Source organism: Methylocystis sp. L43 (assembly GCF_015709525.1).
Lineage (GTDB): Bacteria > Pseudomonadota > Alphaproteobacteria > Rhizobiales > Beijerinckiaceae > Methylocystis.
Map to the genome: position 1 here is coordinate 44,036 of NZ_JADNRA010000036.1, position 17,359 is coordinate 61,394.

At 64.7% G+C, this 17,359-nt stretch carries 15 protein-coding genes; 9 read left to right on the forward strand and 6 right to left on the reverse strand.

Annotated features, from left to right (window positions below):
* Positions 1 to 200 precede the first annotated feature (200 nt).
* Together ccmE and ccmI are read right to left on the reverse strand one after the other, a co-directional pair.
* Positions 201 to 638, reverse strand: coding sequence for a cytochrome c maturation protein CcmE (gene ccmE, locus IYX23_RS18225; RefSeq protein WP_196394374.1), 438 nt, complete (start codon positions 636 to 638; stop codon positions 201 to 203).
* 59 nt (positions 639 to 697) lie between these two features.
* Positions 698 to 1,813, reverse strand: coding sequence for a c-type cytochrome biogenesis protein CcmI (gene ccmI, locus IYX23_RS18230; RefSeq protein ID WP_196394375.1), 1,116 nt, complete (start codon positions 1,811 to 1,813; stop codon positions 698 to 700).
* A 92-nt stretch (positions 1,814 to 1,905) separates the two neighbouring features.
* On the opposite strand from ccmI, the gene IYX23_RS20335 reads away from it, so the two are divergent.
* The 3 genes from IYX23_RS20335 to IYX23_RS18240 all read left to right on the forward strand — a co-directional run bounded on the left by IYX23_RS20335 (position 1,906) and on the right by IYX23_RS18240 (position 3,606).
* The gene (locus tag IYX23_RS20335) at positions 1,906 to 2,460 is read left to right on the forward strand and encodes an AAA family ATPase (protein WP_348643691.1); all 555 of its coding nucleotides are present in this window, start codon (positions 1,906 to 1,908) and stop codon (positions 2,458 to 2,460) included.
* Positions 2,423 to 3,019 carry an AAA family ATPase gene (locus tag IYX23_RS20340; protein ID WP_246716944.1) on the forward strand — a complete coding sequence of 199 codons (597 nt, stop codon included), beginning with the start codon at positions 2,423 to 2,425 and terminating at the stop codon, positions 3,017 to 3,019. Before IYX23_RS20335 ends, IYX23_RS20340 begins: the two co-directional genes overlap by 38 nt.
* A gap of 110 nt (positions 3,020 to 3,129) precedes the next feature.
* Positions 3,130 to 3,606 (forward strand): DUF2721 domain-containing protein, encoded by a 477-nt coding sequence (locus IYX23_RS18240; RefSeq protein WP_196394376.1) that lies wholly within the window; start codon positions 3,130 to 3,132, stop codon positions 3,604 to 3,606.
* On the opposite strand, the gene purB is transcribed toward IYX23_RS18240, so the two are convergent.
* Positions 3,560 to 4,903 (reverse strand): adenylosuccinate lyase, encoded by a 1,344-nt coding sequence (gene purB / locus IYX23_RS18245; protein WP_196394377.1) that lies wholly within the window; start codon positions 4,901 to 4,903, stop codon positions 3,560 to 3,562. The two genes, IYX23_RS18240 and purB, sit on opposite strands and share 47 nt — an antisense overlap.
* A gap of 92 nt (positions 4,904 to 4,995) precedes the next feature.
* Here purB and IYX23_RS18250 point away from each other — a divergent pair, with 92 nt between their 5' ends.
* A complete protein-coding gene (locus IYX23_RS18250; protein WP_196394378.1) occupies positions 4,996 to 6,240 on the forward strand; it encodes an FAD-dependent oxidoreductase in 1,245 nt (414 codons plus the stop codon).
* 30 nt (positions 6,241 to 6,270) lie between these two features.
* Here the strand turns inward: IYX23_RS18250 and IYX23_RS18255 are convergent, their stop codons facing one another.
* Positions 6,271 to 6,681: a DUF2794 domain-containing protein gene (locus IYX23_RS18255; RefSeq protein WP_196394379.1), complete on the reverse strand. Its 411-nt coding sequence runs from the start codon at positions 6,679 to 6,681 to the stop codon at positions 6,271 to 6,273.
* A gap of 470 nt (positions 6,682 to 7,151) precedes the next feature.
* On the opposite strand from IYX23_RS18255, the gene htpG reads away from it, so the two are divergent.
* From htpG to IYX23_RS18270, 3 genes are all read left to right on the forward strand, one after another.
* Positions 7,152 to 9,062, forward strand: a complete 1,911-nt coding sequence (gene htpG, locus IYX23_RS18260) for a molecular chaperone HtpG (RefSeq protein WP_196394380.1) — start codon at positions 7,152 to 7,154, stop codon at positions 9,060 to 9,062.
* Positions 9,063 to 9,064: 2 nt separating this feature from the next.
* Entirely contained in the window at positions 9,065 to 9,964 is a 900-nt protein-coding gene (gene prmC / locus IYX23_RS18265; RefSeq protein WP_196394381.1) for a peptide chain release factor N(5)-glutamine methyltransferase, read from the forward strand.
* Between the two features lie 518 nt (positions 9,965 to 10,482).
* Complete coding sequence (locus IYX23_RS18270) at positions 10,483 to 11,367, forward strand: DUF4167 domain-containing protein (RefSeq protein ID WP_196394382.1); 885 nt, start codon at positions 10,483 to 10,485, stop codon at positions 11,365 to 11,367.
* A gap of 117 nt (positions 11,368 to 11,484) precedes the next feature.
* On the opposite strand, the gene IYX23_RS18275 is transcribed toward IYX23_RS18270, so the two are convergent.
* The gene (locus IYX23_RS18275; RefSeq protein ID WP_196394383.1) at positions 11,485 to 12,243 is read right to left on the reverse strand and encodes an MOSC domain-containing protein; all 759 of its coding nucleotides are present in this window, start codon (positions 12,241 to 12,243) and stop codon (positions 11,485 to 11,487) included.
* 94 nt (positions 12,244 to 12,337) lie between these two features.
* On the opposite strand from IYX23_RS18275, the gene IYX23_RS18280 reads away from it, so the two are divergent.
* Positions 12,338 to 12,748 carry a hypothetical protein gene (locus IYX23_RS18280; protein ID WP_196394384.1) on the forward strand — a complete coding sequence of 137 codons (411 nt, stop codon included), beginning with the start codon at positions 12,338 to 12,340 and terminating at the stop codon, positions 12,746 to 12,748.
* Between the two features lie 178 nt (positions 12,749 to 12,926).
* Entirely contained in the window at positions 12,927 to 15,551 is a 2,625-nt protein-coding gene (gene clpB, locus IYX23_RS18285; RefSeq protein WP_196394385.1) for an ATP-dependent chaperone ClpB, read from the forward strand.
* Positions 15,552 to 15,721: 170 nt separating this feature from the next.
* Here the strand turns inward: clpB and IYX23_RS18290 are convergent, their stop codons facing one another.
* The gene (locus IYX23_RS18290) at positions 15,722 to 17,332 is read right to left on the reverse strand and encodes a Na+/H+ antiporter (RefSeq protein ID WP_196394386.1); all 1,611 of its coding nucleotides are present in this window, start codon (positions 17,330 to 17,332) and stop codon (positions 15,722 to 15,724) included.
* Between the last annotated feature and the right edge of the window lie 27 nt (positions 17,333 to 17,359).

Consider the following 17,359-nt stretch of genomic DNA (forward strand, 5'->3'; position numbering starts at 1 on the left):
CAAGAAAGGGCGCATATCCCTCCCCTTGACGGGGAGGGTCGAACCGCGACGCGGTTCGGGGTGGGGTGATCTCGTAGAGGGACCGTGAGATCGCCCCCCACCCGGTCGCTTCGCAGCCAAGTTTACGCAGGCTGCGTAAACTTGGCTGCGATGGCGACCGACCTCCCCGCAAGGGGAGGTATGAACACGGCAGCCGCCCATCACTTCGTCTCTCCCTGCCAGACGCCCTGCTTCTTCAAAGCGTCGGCGACGTCGCGCGGCATGTAGCGTTCGTCGTGCTTGGCCAGCACGCTGTCGGCGCGAAAGCCGCCGGAGGGCTGCAGCACGCCATCGACGACGACGCCCTGCCCTTCGCGGAAGAGATCCGGCAGCAGGCCTGTGTAGGACACCGTGAGATCGCTCGTCTTGTCGGTGACCGTGAAGCGCACATCCTGGCCATTCTTGACCACCGTGCCTTCCTTCACCAGCCCGCCAATGCGCAGCCGCGCGCCGGAGGCCGTTTGCTTCTTCGCAAGCTCCGACGGCGTGTAGAAGAACACGATATTGTCGCGCAGCGCGAACAGCATAAGCCCGGCGGCGAGGCCAAGAATCGCCATCGCGCCGCCAATCAACGTCAGCCGCTTTCCCTTACGCGTCATTATTCACATCGCTCCCATGCGGCCACGTGGCCGCTCTCGCGAAGAGGCGAAACGTCGCCTCAGCCCCCGATGTTCAATTCCTTCGCCAGCGCCTCGATGCGGGCGACATCATCTTGCTTGCTGGCGAGCGCCTTGCGCGCCTCGGTCACGGCCTTCTTCGCCTTTTCCGTCTCGGCGAGGACGCTGTAGGCGCGAATAAGCTTTAGCCATCCCTCGACGTCGTCCCCCTTGGATTCGAGCCTCGAGGCCAGACGATCCACCATGCCGCGGATCATCTCTTGACGCTGATCGGCGGGCATCGCCGCAATCGCTTTGCCCTGCTCGCTCGACGGCCCGCGCGCGACGATCGGCGGATTCGCCTCGCCGCGCAGAATTGCGAGCTGGGCGTTGACAGCCTTCAGATAAGCGGCGTCGGCCGGCGCGTCAGCGGCCATCTTGGAAAAGATTGCGATCGCCTTGTCCTTCTCGCCGGCCTGCGCGGCCGCTACGCCGAGGTAATACTGCGCCTCGGGCGCCGCCGCGTCGAGCGCGAGCGCCGCCTCGAAATCCTTCTTGGCTTGCGGCGTCACCACGCCTTGAGCGACGACGACGCGCGCTTCTCCAAGCGCCGCATGTCGCGCCGCGGTCGCGCCCAAAAGTCGCAGCGCTTCGGAATAGGCGTGGACGGCGTCTTCGCCGCGCCCCGTGCGCAGCAAATATGGCGCGATGACTTCGAAGCCGCGGCCGTCTTCGGGATGCTCGCGCAAATGCTGTTCGATGCGCGCGACGGCGCCGGAGAGGTCATTGCGGTCCGGCGCGGAGTCGAGTCGGGCCGTCAGCGGCATATCCGGCATGTCGGAATGGCCAAGCCGCGCATAAAGCGTCAGCGCGACGGCGGGGATGACCACGATGGCCGCGAGCGCCGCGCCGAGCGCGAGTTTGCGCGAGGAGACGACCTGCGCCTTTGGCGTGGCTTCCGCGCGCAACAGTCGACGCGCGGCCTCGGTCTTCGCGGCTCCCGCGTCCGCCGAGTCGAGACGCCCTTCCTCTCGCTCGCGCTCGATTTCGGCGATCTGCTCCTCGAAAAAGGCGACGTCGGCGGCGCTTTCATTCCGCGCCCCATTCCGCATGGCGAGCGGCGCCAGCACCGCCATCACCGCGGCGCCGGTCAGCAAGGCGAAGATAAGCCAGATCATGCCCGTTCTTTAAGGCTTTGCGCTCCCTATTGGAAGGGCGGCCATTGCCCCTGCACGCCGGTCCGTCGGATATTCGCGCCGAGGGAGGCCCCGTGATCACGCGGCTCGCAATTTCCGGCTATCGATCCATTCGCGATCTGGTCCTTGCGCCGGGGCGGCTCACCATCGTGACTGGCGCCAATGGCGCCGGCAAGTCCAGCCTTTATCGTGCGCTGCGCCTGCTCGCCGATGTTGCGCAGGGGCGCATCATCCAGTCCCTTGCCCGGGAGGGCGGACTGAATTCGACGCTTTGGGCTGGGCCCGAGAAATTCTCCCGCGCCATGAAAGCGGGCGAAACTCCGATAGAGCCCTTGGCGCGCCAGTCGCGAAAGGCGCTGAAGCTCGGCTTCGCTTCGAAGACCTATGGTTATGCGATCGACCTCGGCCCAACTTCCATTGCGACGGAGGCGTTCCCGCTCGATCCGCAGATCAAGCTCGAGGCGCAATGGACCGGAGAACATCTCGGCCATGCTAATCTTTTCGCCGAGCGACGGGGGACCGAGCGCACGCATTCGCGGGGAAAATGGCGAATGGCGGCAGGCCGCGGCTTCACTCGCCGGCGTCGACAGCATGATGACGCACTGCGCCGACCTGCGCGAAGCCTATGACCTCTCAATCTTGCGTGAGACGGTGCGGCGCTGGCGCTTCTATGACAATTTGCGCGCCGACCGCGAAGCGCCGGCGCGACGCCCGCAGATCGGCACCTTCACCCCCGCGCTCGCCGATGACGGCGCAGACCTCGCAGCGGCGCTCGCAACCATTCTGGAAGTTGGCGACGCGGACGGCCTGGGAGAGACGATCGACGACGCCTTTTCATCCAGCACGATCAATATTTCGGCATCGGACGGTTACGTCGAGACGCTGATGCGACAGCATGGGCTGCTCCGGCCGCTACGCGCCGCGGAGCTCTCGGAAGGCACGCTGCGCTATTTGCTGCTCGTCGCTGCGCTGCTGACGCCGCGCCCGCCGCCGCTGATGGTGTTTAACGAACCTGAAGCGAGCCTCCATCCCAATCTCATCGGCGCGCTGGCGCGCCTGATGCGCAAGGTCTCCAACGAAACTCAGCTGTTCGTCGTGTCGCACTCGGCCCAACTGGTCTCGGAGAAAAGACGATTGTTGCGTCGAAATCGCGCTAGAGAAGCATCTGGGCGAGACCCTCGCGCCTGAACATGATCCGCCAAAATGGCGCTGGCCGTCACGGTAACGCTTGACTGCCGGGCGCGCCTGATCGGAATTGCGCCGGATCCTCGTGCGAACCCTCATGCTCAGAGACCCTCATGCTCATCAACACGCCCTCGATCGAACAGCTTTCCACTGTGATCTCACAGGTCACGGGTCCAGCCTTCTTGCTCGCAGCCGAGGCGCAGCTCTTGGCCGTCCTCGTCTCACGATTGGACCGCATCATCGATCGTGCGAGAACCATCGTCCAGACGGACGGCGACAGCGCGGCGCAAGTCGATCTGAAAGCTGAACTGCCGATCCTCAAAAAGCGCGGCCTGCTGATGCATTACGCGATCTACTGGGGCGTGGCGAGCTGCATCGTGACGAGCATTCTCGTCATCGTCAGCTTCGGGGCGGCTTACCTTCATGTGCGCCACGAATATGGCGCAGGGCTGCTGTTCGCCCTGGCGATGGCGCTCTTCACCGCCGCGCTCGTCGCCTTCGCGAGAGAATTGCAGCTCGGATATATTGAGATTAGCGGCGGCGCTAAGCCTCTCCAAAGACGCGCGCGAAAATCGTATCCACATGTTTGAAGTGGTACGAGAGGTCGAACAGCGCATCCAATTCCGTCAGCGACAGCTTCGCGCTCACATCCTTGTCGTTCCCGAGCAGCGTGCGGAAATCCCCTTCCAAATTATTTTCTTGCGACGGGCGTCCCTCGAACGCCCTATGCCAAACCGGCATGGCGTTACGCTGCACCATGGCGTAGGCGTCTTCGCGCGAGACGCCTTTTTGCGTGAGCGCGAGAAGCACGCGCTGCGAATGAATGAGTCCCCCGAGTTTCTCTAAATTCTTGCGCATATTTTCGGGGTAGACGACGAGATTTTCAATCACGCTCGTCAACCGCGCCAACGCGAAGTCGAGAGTGACCGTCGCATCGGGCCCGATCATGCGCTCGACGGACGAATGCGAAATATCGCGCTCGTGCCAAAGCGCGACGTTTTCCATCGCGGGAATCGCCATGCCGCGCACGAGCCGCGCGAGGCCGGTCAGATTCTCGGTCAGCACCGGATTGCGCTTATGCGGCATGGCGGAAGAGCCCTTCTGCCCGGGGGAAAAATATTCCTCCGCCTCGAGCACCTCCGTGCGCTGAAGATGACGGATTTCGATGGAGAGCCGTTCGACGGACGACGCCACGACGGCGAGCGTCGCAAAAAACGCCGCATGGCGATCGCGCGGAATGACCTGCGTCGAGATCGGCTCGACGGTGAGACCCATCTTATGGGCGACATATTCCTCGACGCGCGGTTCGATATTGGCGAACGTGCCGACGGCGCCGGAAATCGCGCAGGTCGAAATTTCCCGGCGCGCCTCGACGAGCCTTTCGCGCGCACGGGTGAATTCGGCATAGGCCTGCGCCAGTTTCAGCCCGAACGTCGTCGGCTCGGCGTGGATGCCATGTGAGCGTCCGATCGTCGGCGTATATTTATGCTCATAAGCGCGCTTCTTAAGTGCCGACAGCAGCGCGTCGACATCGGCGATCAGCAGATCCGCGGCGCGCGACAATTGCACGGCAAGACAGGTGTCGAGCACGTCGGACGACGTCATGCCCTGATGGACGAAGCGCGACTCGGCGCCGATGAATTCGCCAAGATGCGTCAGAAAGGCGATCACGTCATGCTTGGTGACGCGTTCGATCTCGTCGATCCGCGCGACGTCGAAAGTGACGAAATCCGCTTTGTCCCAGATCGCCTTGGCGCTCTCCCTGGGAATGACGCCGATCTCAGCGAGCGCGTCGCAGGCGTATGCCTCGATCTCGAACCAGATGCGAAACCGCGTCTGCGGCTCCCAGATCACGGTCATCTCGGGTCTGGAATAGCGGGGGATCATCCGGCGCGCCTTGAAAATTTGAGGAAGAGAGAGGCGCCTAGCATGCGGGTTGCATCAAAGTCCATATATGGGGCGACCAGCTTGGAGGATTCATGCAGTCCACGGATGTCGTCGTTCTTGGCGCCGGGATCGTTGGCGTCAGCGCCGCGCTGCATCTGCAGGCGCGCGAGCGCGACGTCGCGCTCATCGATCGCGCCGGCGCGGTGGGACAAGAGACGAGCTTCGGCAACGCCGGACTGATCGAACGTTCGTCGCTCATCCCTTATCTTTTCCCGCGCGACCCGGCGAAGCTCATCAAATATGCGCTGAACCTCCTGCCCGAGGCGCACTACCATTTCTCCGCCCTGCCCGCGGTGGGGCCATGGCTTCTGCGCTATTGGCGCGCGAGCGCGCCGGAGCGTGTGCTTCGCAACATCGAAGCGCGGCGCCCGCTAATCGAACACAGCCTGAGCGAGCATGAGGCGCTGATCCAGCAGGCCGGCGCTGGCGAACTTTTGCGCAGAAGCGGCTGGATCAAGCTGCATCGCGGGGAGGCGACTCTGGCGCATGCCGTCGCCGACGCGGAGCGGCTGCGCGCCTATGGCCTGCATATCGATACGCTCGACGCCGCCGGAGTCGCTTCGCTGGAGCCCGATCTCGCGCCGATCATGGGCGCTATCCATTACCGTGACACCGCCGCGATCACCGATCCCGCCGCGCTCTCGAAAGCCTACGCGGATCTGTTTGTCTCACGCGGCGGCCAGTTTCTTTCCGGAGACGCGCGCAGCCTTTCGCAAGAGCCGGACGGGCGTTGGCGCATCGAGACGGCCAACGGGCCGCTCGTCGCCGGCGCGGCGGTGGTGGCCCTCGGCCCTTGGTCGGATCTTGTCTATGGGCCGCTGGGCTATCGCATTCCGCTCGGTTGGAAGCGCGGCTATCACATGCATTACGCCGCCAAGGACGGCGCAAAGCTCAATCATCCCATCCTCGACGCCGACGTCGGTTATCTTTTGGCGCCGATGCGCCGCGGCGTCAGGCTGACGAGCGGGGCTGAATTCGCCCGCCGCGATGCGCCGCCGACTCCCGTGCAGATCGAGACTTGCGAACCGACGGCGCGCCGATTGTTTCCGCTCGCCGAACGGCTTGATCCAGAACCCTGGCGCGGCGCGCGGCCCTGCCTGCCGGACATGCTGCCGATCGTCGGTCCTGCGCCGCGTCATCGCGGCCTATGGTTCGATTTCGGCCATGCGCATCACGGGTTGACGCTTGGGCCGGTGTCCGGCCGGCTCCTCGCCGAGATGATGACGGGCGAAAAGCCCTTCATCGATCCCGCGCCCTATCGGGCCGATCGATTCTGAGCCGGGTGGTTTTGTGGGTCTCTCGCGAGGCTATTCAGCGCCGACGAGCTTTAACGCGCGATCCAGGACGCGCACGACGCGCGCGAGATCATGTCCGCGACGAAGCACGAGCCCCGTCGCCGCGATGACGGAATAGGCGCCTTGCCGACGCGCCAGCGCCGGGTCCTTCTCGATTCGATACAGCGGCGCCTCGCTCGCGCGCCGGAAAATGGAGAACACGGCCTTCGCCGGCGTGAAGTCGATGGCGTAGTCGCGCCATTCACCCTGCGCGACTTTCGAACCGTAAAGATTGAAGATGACGTTGAGTTCCGGGCGGCTGAACGAGACCGCCACGCCGCGCTTGTCTCCCCGAACTCCCGACGCCGCGTCCGGCGAAGCGCCGTTCACGACGACGAGCGCGGGGCGAACCCGGCTGGGCTCCGTCGTCTCCGACTCCGCCATGCGTGCGCTCTCCTCGATCTCTCTTAACCATGTTGGCCCGCAAGGATGCGCCGGGCAAGACTTAATGACTGGTTTACGACGAGAATCTTCGCGTGCTTGCGCTCTGATAAGATTTGGCTGGGAAGAATCATACTTTCGCCGGCATGGCGCCCCTTGCCAGCCAAACGCGCCGCCCAAAATGAAGTTCATTGCCTCGACAGCTCGGGGCCACGCGTTTTCGGTTTCGTCAGCCCCCCAGCCCCCCGAAAGCGTGCGGTTCAGAGATATAGAGGTCGTGGCGATGGTCGGGCCGGCCGGGAGTTTCGCTCCCGCGCCGGCTCGTCTAGCTTTAGCGGGCTCGTACCCAGCTATAGCGGACCCGCGGCGATGAGCCGCCGAGCCTCTTGCAAATTCCTCATCAATGACGAATTCAGGAGCCGCAGTCGCGTCGCCCGCGACGCCCTTCTCTTTTTGTTTTCATTGGAGAGAACATGACCGACGACGCCGCATCCGTCGACGCGGCGGCTCCCGCCGCCGATCCGCAAACCGCCGCCAATTTCGGTTTTGAGGCCGACGTCGCGCGGCTGCTCGAGCTGATGACGCACTCCGTCTATTCGGAGCGCGACGTCTTTCTGCGCGAACTCGTCTCGAACGCCGCCGACGCCTGCGAAAAGCTGCGTTACGAGGCGCTTTCCGACGAAAAACTCGCCGCGCAAGCCGCCGCGCCGCTCGTCACGATCTCGCTGGACAAGGACAAGCGCACGCTGACGATCGCCGACAATGGCGTCGGCATGTCCCGCGAGGAGCTGATCAGCGCCCTTGGCACCATCGCCAATTCGGGCACGCGCGCCTTTCTCGACAAACTCGGAAAGGAGAAGGACGCCGGCCTCATCGGCCAGTTCGGCGTCGGCTTCTATTCCGCCTTTATGGTCGCCGACCGCGTCGAGGTCGCGACGCGGCGCGCCGGCCAGGATCAGGCCTGGCTGTGGAGTTCAGACGGCAAGGGCTCCTATCAGATCGCGGCTCTGCCGCTCGAGGCGGCGCCCGCCGTCGGCGCCCGCGTCACGCTGCATCTCAACGCCGACAGCGATGAATTTCTCGACGGCTGGCGGGTTGAAAGCGTCGTGCGCGAGCACTCGGGCGCGATCGCCGCCCCGATTGATCTCATCGCGGCGCCGGGCGAAGAGCCCCGGCGGATCGCCGAAGGCGTCGCCCTGTGGACGAAGCCGAAGTCTGACATCACACATGAGCAATATGTCGACTTTTACCGGCAATTGTCCGGGCAGCTGGACGAGCCCGCGCTGATCGCCCACTGGCGCGCCGAGGGACGCACCGAATACACGGTGCTCGCCTTTGTCCCTGGGGCGCGGCCCTTCGATCTCTTCGACCCGGCGCGAAAGAGCAAATCCAAGCTTTATGTCCGGCGCGTGCTGATCTCGCGCGACATGGAGCTACTGCCCGCCTGGCTGCGGTTTATGCGAATCGTCGTCGACAGCGCCGACATTCCGCTCAATGTCTCGCGCGAGATGGTGCAGAAAAGCCCGGTCGCCGGCGCGATCGGCAAGGCCATCGCGACGCGCATTTTACAGGAACTCAAGAAGCTCGCCGACGCCGAGCCCGAAAAATTCGCGCAAGTGTGGAAGAACTTCGGCTCCGTGCTCAAGGAAGGGCTGCATGAAGACCCCAGCCGCCGCGACGCGCTGTTCGAAATTGCCCGTTTCGCCTCGACGACCTCCGAGGAACAGACCCGCACGCTCAAGGATTACGTCGCCGATCTGAGGGAAAACCAGACGGCGATTTATTATCTTGTCGGCGACGACATGAAGCGGCTGCGCGCCAGCCCGCAGCTTGAAGGATTCCGCGCCAGAGGCGTCGAGGTGCTGCTTCTCGACGACGCCGTCGACGCCTTCTGGGTGACGAGCGCGCTCGGCTACGAAGGCAAGCCGTTCAAATCCGTCACGCAGGGACAAGCCGACATCGATTCGATCGCGCTGGTCGAGGACGCCAAGACGGAGGCGACGCCGCCGGCCGACGTCGCCGACCTGCTGGCGGCCCTCAAGGAAACGCTTGCCGAATATGTGGACGACGTGCGCGCCTCGACGCGGCTCACCGACAGCGCCGTTTGCCTCGTCGCTCCGGACAGCGGGCTCGATCGCCAATTGTCCCGGCTTCTGGCTGAACATGGACAACAGGCGGCCTTCGGAAAGCCGGTTTTGGAGATCAACCCGAGGCATGAAGCGATCGTCGCGCTGGCGACGGCCTTGCGCGCAAAGGGGCGTGAAGCGGCGCGCGACGAGCAGTTCCTGCTGTTCGATCTCGCCCGCGTCGCCGACGGCGAGCATCCCATCGACGCGGCGGCTTTCGCAAAAAGGCTGACGGCGCTTCTCGCCAGCCGGGGGTAGAAATGAGTCTGGGCGCGAGGAAGGCCGCAACGAGCGATCCGCTGACGCGCGCCCAGGCGATTGCGACAGTTGCGGACTATCTCGGCGCGCGGGGGGTCGACGACGCGCAGGAGGACGCGCGCGCTCTGCTGCGCGCCGCCACAGGGCTGACGCGGCTCGAACTCGCCATGACGCCGCGCGCCCCGCTTTCGGAGAAGGAGGCGCGCGCCCTCTCCCGCTACGCGGCGCGACGCGCCGCCCGTGAGCCGGTGTCGCGCATTCTTGGAGAGCGCGGATTCTGGACGCTCGACCTCGCCGTCGCGCCGTCAGTGCTCGATCCGCGGCCCGACACGGAAACGCTGGTCGAAACAGCGTTGCGCTTCGTTGCGGACAGGCGCGACGCGCCGCTCTCGATTCTCGATCTCGGCGCCGGCTCGGGCGCTATCGCCTGCGCGCTCCTCAGCGAGCTTCCGGCCGCGCGCGCCGTCGCCGTCGATCTCTCGCAGGACGCCTGCGCGGCGACCGCCGCAAATCTCGCCCGTTGCGGCCTGTCAGACCGCGCGGCGGTTGTGCGCGGCCGCTGGGCGGAGGCGCTCCAGACGCGTTTCGACCTCATCGTGTCCAATCCCCCCTATGTGCGCACCGAGGACATCGCAGGCCTCGATCCCGAGGTGCGGCTCCATGATCCGGCGCTGGCGCTCGACGGCGGCGCCGACGGGCTCGAGCGGTATCGGGAGATCATCGGCGACGTGCCGCGGCTTATCGACGAGGACACGGTCGTCGTGTTCGAGGTCGGCTTCGATCAAGCTGGCGGCGTCGCCGCGCTGTTGGAGGCCCACGGCTTCAGCATCGAGCGTGTGGCGCGCGATTTCGGGGGCCACGAAAGGGTCGTGGCGGCGCGGCTTGGCCCGCCAAGGCCGTGACATATTGGCGACAGTGACCGCTTTTTTGGCTCGTCTCGCCGCGCTCGGCCTTGTTGGCGGCCACCCCCTCCACTATAGTCATCCCAGGTCCAGCCGATCGCCGACTTCGAGAGAGAACTCGAACGCTTTGGCTCCGCTTCGCGAACGGAAGCCCGAAACGACCGGCCAGGAGCAACGTCGAAATCGACAGAAAGCGCCGGAGTGAAGACCACTTCGATTGTCGGAGGCGTTGCGATCCGGCAGGCAGGCATGCAATCGCGTTGGACGTCAAGCCGTTGCGCTGAGGGGAATTAGCGCAGAGCTACGTGGGGCCGCCGATTGGCGCCGACTTGAGGAAAATCGACTCGCGCACAGCGTTATCGAAGCTTGAGGTCCGAAAACGGATTGCTGTCGCCTGTCCGTTTGCGCATGCGCCGGGCGAAGGAATTTAGCGGCGACGTTATTGGGAACGCCGCGCAGGCGGGGCCGAGCGCAGCAAGATTTCGGGGAGTTTGATGAGACCAGGGCAAAACAAGAGAATGCGCGGACGGCCCAACAACCGCAAAGGGCCCAATCCGCTGACACGGTCCTATGAGTCGAATGGCCCCGACGTGAAGATCCGCGGCACGGCTCAACATGTCGCCGAGAAATATCTTCAGCTGGCGCGCGACGCGCAGTCCTCCGGCGACACGATCATGGCCGAGAGCCTGCTGCAGCATGCGGAGCACTATTTCCGGCTGATCGCCGCCGCGCAGCAGCAGCAGCAAGTCAATGGCTACGGGCGCCCGCAGCTGGAAGCGGAAGTCGACACCTCCGAGGACGACGACGATTTCGCCCCGCTTCCGGACCGTTTCGCGCCGCTTGCCGAACGGCTCCCGGCCCCGGCTTTCCAGCCGCCGCCGCCCTTCGCGCCGCAACCACAGCCGCAGCCGCATTTCTCGCAGCCGCAGCCGCAGCCCCAGCCCCAGCCCTTCGAGGAGCGCCCGATCGGCGAGATGCGCGCCGGCGAGCGCGTGGAGCGGCCGGAACGGCAGCAGCGGCCGGAACGACCGCCGTTTAACCGGGACCGCAACGCCGAAGGCGGCGATCGTCCTCGCCACCAGGGATATGAGCGCGGCCGCGACCGCCGCTTCCAGCCGCGCCCCGAGCCCAGCGCCGCCGAGAGCGATGCTGGTACGGCGCTTCCCTCATTCATCACCGCGCCAGTGGCGCGCGCCGCTGTTCCCAGCAGCGAGGGCGCGGGCGCGGAGCCCGTTCTCGAGCGCGAGAATGCGCCGCGTGAAAACGAGGGCGGAGTCAATTATCACTTGAGTTCACGCCGGCGCCGGCGCCCGCGCCCGCCGATGGATGACGTCGCCGGCGGCGCGCGGGACGAGGAATCGCCGCAGGTGGGCGAACTTCCGCTGGAGCCCGATCGGTTCTAGAGCAGGGTTCGAAAAAGTTGACAGACTTTTTCGAGGAGAACCTGCTCCAGCATTTTGATTTTGAGCGATTCCTTATCGATCACATGAGTCCATGTGATCGGGAAGCGCTCAAGGGCTTCAGGCGAGGATGCTGATCGCGTCGCCGGCCTTGATCCGGCCACCCGCGATCACCCGCGCGTAAACGCCGCAATCAATGTGGCCGAAGTTCTGGCGCAGCGTTTGAACGATGTCCATGTCGCGTCGCCCTGTGCCCGGCTCGACGCCTGTGGCCGCGCAGCGATCGGTCATTTTGAGCACCTCTAGCCGCGCGCCGCCGATCGACAGGATTCGTCCCAAGAGCGCCGCTTCGGCCCATGCGTCCATGTTTTCGACGTAGAGATTGGCGCGAAACCGCAGCGGATCGAGCGCGGCTCCTTGCGCCTGCGCAATCGCCGCGACGCTCGCCAAATTGACGAGTGAGACAAATCCCGACTTCGAATCCGTGAAGCGAAAACCGTCTGGCGCGGCCAGAAGCCGCACGGGACCACGGATCTCGGGCCCAAGAAAGCCGGTCAGGAAGTCTTCGATGGGTTGTCGCCCTTCGGCGAACCGCAAATCCCCTCGCGCGACCTCGCGCCCTGCCCTGGCGATCGTCAATACGCCCGTCGCGTCATCGTAGCGCGTCGCAAGACCCGCGAGCGCGCCGTTCCTCATCAGCATCAGAAATTTGATCTTGGGCTGATGCTCGGGCGCCGCGGGATCGAAGCCTGAAGGGCCGTTTTCCAGCGCAAACAGCCGATCTCCCGGAAAGTAGCCGTCTGCTTGAAGTTCGGCGGCGTCCAGCCGCTCCGGCGAGAGGCCCTTGACGGGATAGCGGTAGAGAGAGGCGAGTCGCATAGACGTCCCTGTTCGGTGACAAGTCGAGGCGAATTGCCTACACCCGCCCGGCCATCAGGAGAATAGATTCGGCCGTTCGCAAGGAGAGCCAGCCATGCCGGACAAGACGCTTACGGTCCTCGTTCTCGCCGCAGTGGCGTTTTCCGCCGCGCATGATCTCGACCACCTGTTGCGCGACGATTTCTCGCAAGCAGGGGCATGGTCGATCGCCGCCGCTTTTCTTTCGGTGAAATACGCGCTCACGGGCGCCGCGCTGTATTTCTATTTCCGCGGTAAGATCGGCGCGGGGTTCTGGGCGGTCATCGGCGTTCTTGGCGCCGTGGCGCTGTGGTTCGCGCATCTAAGCCCCGCCGCCGAGCAGCGGCCGCCTGACATTTCTGCGATGTACGGCAGTCCCATCGCCGGTCTCATCGCCTCCGGCCTGGTCTATGCAATGATGCTGTCGCTCGCGGCCCTCGCGCTCTATGGGGCATGGCGCGCGGTCAAGGCGGACGGGCGCGGTTAATCGATAACATCTTCGCTTGCGGTCGAGTCCGCGCTTTCGCGCCGCACCCCCTTTAACCTCGTGCAGCCCTTCCCATATCGACCACGAGGGCAGCCGCAAGGGGCCTTGAACGAGAAATTTTGGACGCGAGGCGCGCCGCTTAAAACAAAGGGCCGCCTCCTGGTCAGAGGGGCTAAAAATGAATTTTGAGAAATACACCGAACGCGCGCGCGGATTCGTTCAATCGGCGCAGGCGATGGCGACGCGCGAAGGCCACCAGCAGTTTACGCCCGAGCACATATTGAAAGTCCTGCTCGACGATGATCAGGGCCTGTCCGCCGGGCTGATCGACCGCGCCGGCGGCCGCTCGCACGAGGCGCTGGCGAAAACCGAAGCCGCGCTCGCCAAACTCCCGAAAGTCGGCGGCTCCGGCGCCGGCCAGCTCTATCTTGCGCCGGCGACCGCCCGGCTTTTCGACAGCGCCGAGAAGATCGCCCAGAAGGCGGGCGATTCTTACGTCACCGTCGAGCGGCTGCTGTTGGCGCTGGCGATGGAGAAGGACTCCGAGGCCGCGAAAATTCTTGCCGCCGCCGGCGTGACGCCGCAGACCCTGAACGCCGCGATCGAGGATCTGCGCAAGGGCCGCACGGCGGATTCGGCTTCCGCCGAAAACGCCTATGACGCTCTGAAGAAATACGCCCGCGACCTCACCGAGGCGGCGCGAGAGGGCAAGCTCGATCCGGTGATCGGCCGCGACGAGGAGATCCGCCGCGCTATTCAGGTGCTGTCGCGCCGCACCAAGAACAATCCGGTGCTGATTGGCGAACCGGGCGTCGGCAAGACCGCAATCGTCGAGGGTCTCGCGCTGCGCATCGTCAATGGCGACGTGCCGGAATCGCTTGAGGACAAGAAACTGCTCGCGCTCGACATGGGCGCTTTGATCGCCGGCGCGAAATATCGCGGCGAATTCGAGGAGCGGCTGAAGGCGGTGCTGAACGAAGTCACCGCCGCCGAAGGCAATATCATCCTGTTCATCGACGAGATGCACACGCTCGTCGGCGCCGGCAAGGCGGATGGCGCGATGGACGCCTCCAATCTGCTGAAACCGGCGCTCGCCCGTGGCGAATTGCATTGCGTCGGCGCGACGACGCTCAATGAATACCGCAAACATGTCGAAAAGGACGCGGCGCTCGCCCGGCGCTTCCAGCCGGTCTTCGTTGACGAGCCGACCGTCGAGGATACGATCTCGATCCTGCGCGGCCTGAAGGAGAAATACGAACTCCATCACGGCGTGCGCATCACCGATAGCGCGATCGTCGCCGCGGCGACTTTGTCGAACCGCTACATCTCCGACCGCTTCCTGCCGGACAAGGCGATCGACCTCATCGACGAGGCGTCGTCGCGCCTGCGCATGCAGATCGACTCGAAGCCGGAGGAGCTCGACGAACTCGACCGTCGCATCATCCAGCTGAAGATCGAACAGGAAGCGCTCAAGAAGGAAACGGACACGGCGTCGAAAGATCGCCTGGCGAAGCTCGAAGGCGAGCTTGCCGACCTCGAAGAGAAATCGAGGGCGCTCACCACGCGCTGGCGAGCCGAGAAGGACAAGCTCGGCGCGGCGCAGAAGCTCAAGGAGCAGCTTGAAGCGGCGCGTAACGAACTCGCGCAGGCGCAGCGGCGCGGCGAGTATCAGCGTGCGGGCGAACTCACCTATGGCGTCATTCCCGATCTCGAAAAGAAACTGGGCGAGACGGAAGGCGAAGCCGACACGCTTGTCGACGAGGAGGTCACGGCCAATGACGTGGCGCAGGTCGTCTCGCGCTGGACCGGCGTGCCCGTCGACAAGATGCTCGAAGGAGAACGCGAGAAGCTGCTGCACATGGAGGACGAACTCGCAAAGCGGGTCGTGGGGCAGCATGACGCGGTGGTCGCCGTGTCGACCGCGGTGCGCCGCGCGCGCGCCGGACTGCAGGACCCCAATCGCCCGATCGGCAGCTTCATCTTCCTTGGCCCCACGGGCGTCGGCAAGACCGAGCTGACGAAGGCGCTCGCCGCGTTTCTCTTCGACGACGAGACGGCGATGGTGCGGCTCGACATGTCCGAATATATGGAAAAGCATTCGGTGGCGCGGCTCATCGGCGCGCCGCCCGGCTATGTCGGCTATGAGGAAGGCGGCGCGTTGACCGAAGCCGTCCGCCGCAGGCCGTATCAGGTCGTGCTCTTCGACGAAATCGAAAAGGCGCATCCGGACGTGTTCAACGTGCTCCTGCAGGTGCTCGACGACGGCCGCCTGACCGACGGCCAGGGCCGCACGGTCGATTTCAAAAACACGCTGATCATCATGACGTCGAATCTCGGCTCGGAATTCCTCGTCATGCAGAAAGAGGGCGAGGATTCCTCCGCCGTGCACAGCGAAGTCATGCAGGTCGTGCGGGCGCATTTCAGGCCGGAGTTCCTGAACCGCGTCGACGAGATCATCCTGTTCAACCGCCTGCGGCGCGAGGATATGGGCGCGATCGTCGACATCCAGGTCAAGCGGCTGCAGAAGCTTCTCGAAGATCGCAAGATCACGCTGCGCCTCGACGCCAAGGCGCGCGACTGGCTGGCCGCCAAGGGCTACGACCCGACCTATGGCGCGCGGCCCTTGAAGCGCGTCATGCAGAAAGAGTTGCAGGACACGCTCGCCGAGCGGCTGCTCGCGGGCGAGATCGTCGACGGCGCGAGCGTCGAAGTTTCGGCGGACGCCTCGGGCCTCGTCATCGACGGCAAGTCAGCGCATCGTCATGCCGCGCCGCCGCTGCTGCGCACGGTTGGGAACGCGTAACCCCCTCCCCAACCCTCCCCCGCTGCGCGGGAGAGGGAGCAGATTCCGCGCTTCGTCGGGATTTCGCTAACGCCGATCGTTAGCGTCCCCTCTCCCGCGAAGCGGGGGAGGGACAGGGAGGGGGCTTTTGACGTTTCCCGAGCGCCGCGTTCTTGACGCGCCGCGTCGCTCTACCCCAGCCGCTCTTTCTTCCGATTCAGCGTGTCCGCCTCGCGCAGATCGAGTTCGCGTTCGATGCGGCGGCGCGCTTCGTCGGTGAGTTTTCCTTCCCGCAGCATGCCGTTGATCAATTTGCGCTCCTCGGCGATGAGCTGCAGTTCGATCTCGTCGTGAAGCACCGTCAGCGTACGGCGTTCTTCGCTTGCCTCGCATTTCATGCGGACGCGCGACAGAAAATATTCCTGTTGTGCGAGAAGCGAGTTCATCGCTTCTTCCGGCACGTCATCCTCCGCCCCGAAGCGCGCGAGTTTCGCGCTCGACGCCTCGATCGCGGCGTGGCGGGCGCGCAGCTCTTCAGCGCGGTCGAGCACGCGTTCCATCATGCCGGTTCTAACGAGGCCGAGTTTGCGGATGATCCACGGCAACGCCGACCCTTGAAAGACGAGCGTCACCATCACGACGCAGAAGGTGAGAAAAAAGATCGAGTCGCGATAGGGAAACGGCTCGCCGTCCGCAGTGGCGAGCGGGATCGCCAGCGCCGCGGCGAGCGAGACAATCCCGCGCACGCCAGTGAAGGAAATGATGAACGGCCACTGCCACGGCGGCGAAGGATCGCGTCGCGCCAGCGGCGGAATGAGCCAGCGCGGCAGGTAGGTGATCGGAAACGTCCACACGAATCGCGCGGCGATGACGACGAGCGAAACGATCGCGGCGGACGTCGTCAGTTCGTACAGCGAATGGTCCTGGATTCGCGCAAAAAGCGCCTGCGCCTGTAGACCGGTGAAGAGAAAAACCAGGCCTTCGATCAGAAAAAGGAAGAAATCCCAGAAAAACACGCCTTGCAGACGCGTCGCGGCGCTGATCAGTCTGGGGCCGTTCCAGCTGATATAAAGGCCGGTGGCGACCGTCGCGATGACGCCCGAGCCGCCGAGATGTTCAGGCGGCCAATAGGCCAAGAACGGGGTGATCAGCGAGAGCGTGATTTCAATGCGCGGATCACGCATGAAGCGACGCAGCCGCAGCATCGTCCAGCCGACGCCGATGCCCCACACGATTTCGCCGGCGATAATCACCGTGAAGGTCTCGCCTCCTTGCGCCAGCGAAAAGGAGCCGACGCTGACCGCCGCCACCGCGAAGCGATAAAGGACAAGCGCGGTGGCGTCGTTGGCGAGACCCTCTCCCTCCAGAATGACCGAGATGCGCCGCGGCAATTGCATGCGCCTTGCAATGGCGAGCGGCGCGACGGCGTCGGGCGGCGACACGATCGCGCCGAGCACGAAGCCAACCGCCAAAGGCCAGCCGAGCAGCCATTTCGTCGCGAGTGAAACGGAAATGGTGGTGAAGACGACGCAGCCAACGGCGAGCAGAAGGATCGGCCGCAGATTAAATTTGAACTCCCGCCAGCTCATATTGACCGCGGAGATGTAGATCACCGGCGGCAGCACGAGGAGCAGCACGAATTGCGGCTCCAACACAAGGGCGGGCACGCCCGGGGCGACGGCGATCAGCACGCCGGCCGCGACGAGCAGGATTGGCGCGGCGGCGCCGGAGCGCGACGCGATGAAGGCGACGAACGCCACCGCCGCGAGAAGAAAGACAAGCGTTTGCAGACCCGCGATCATGCGCCCACCCTATAAGCCGCGCCTCGC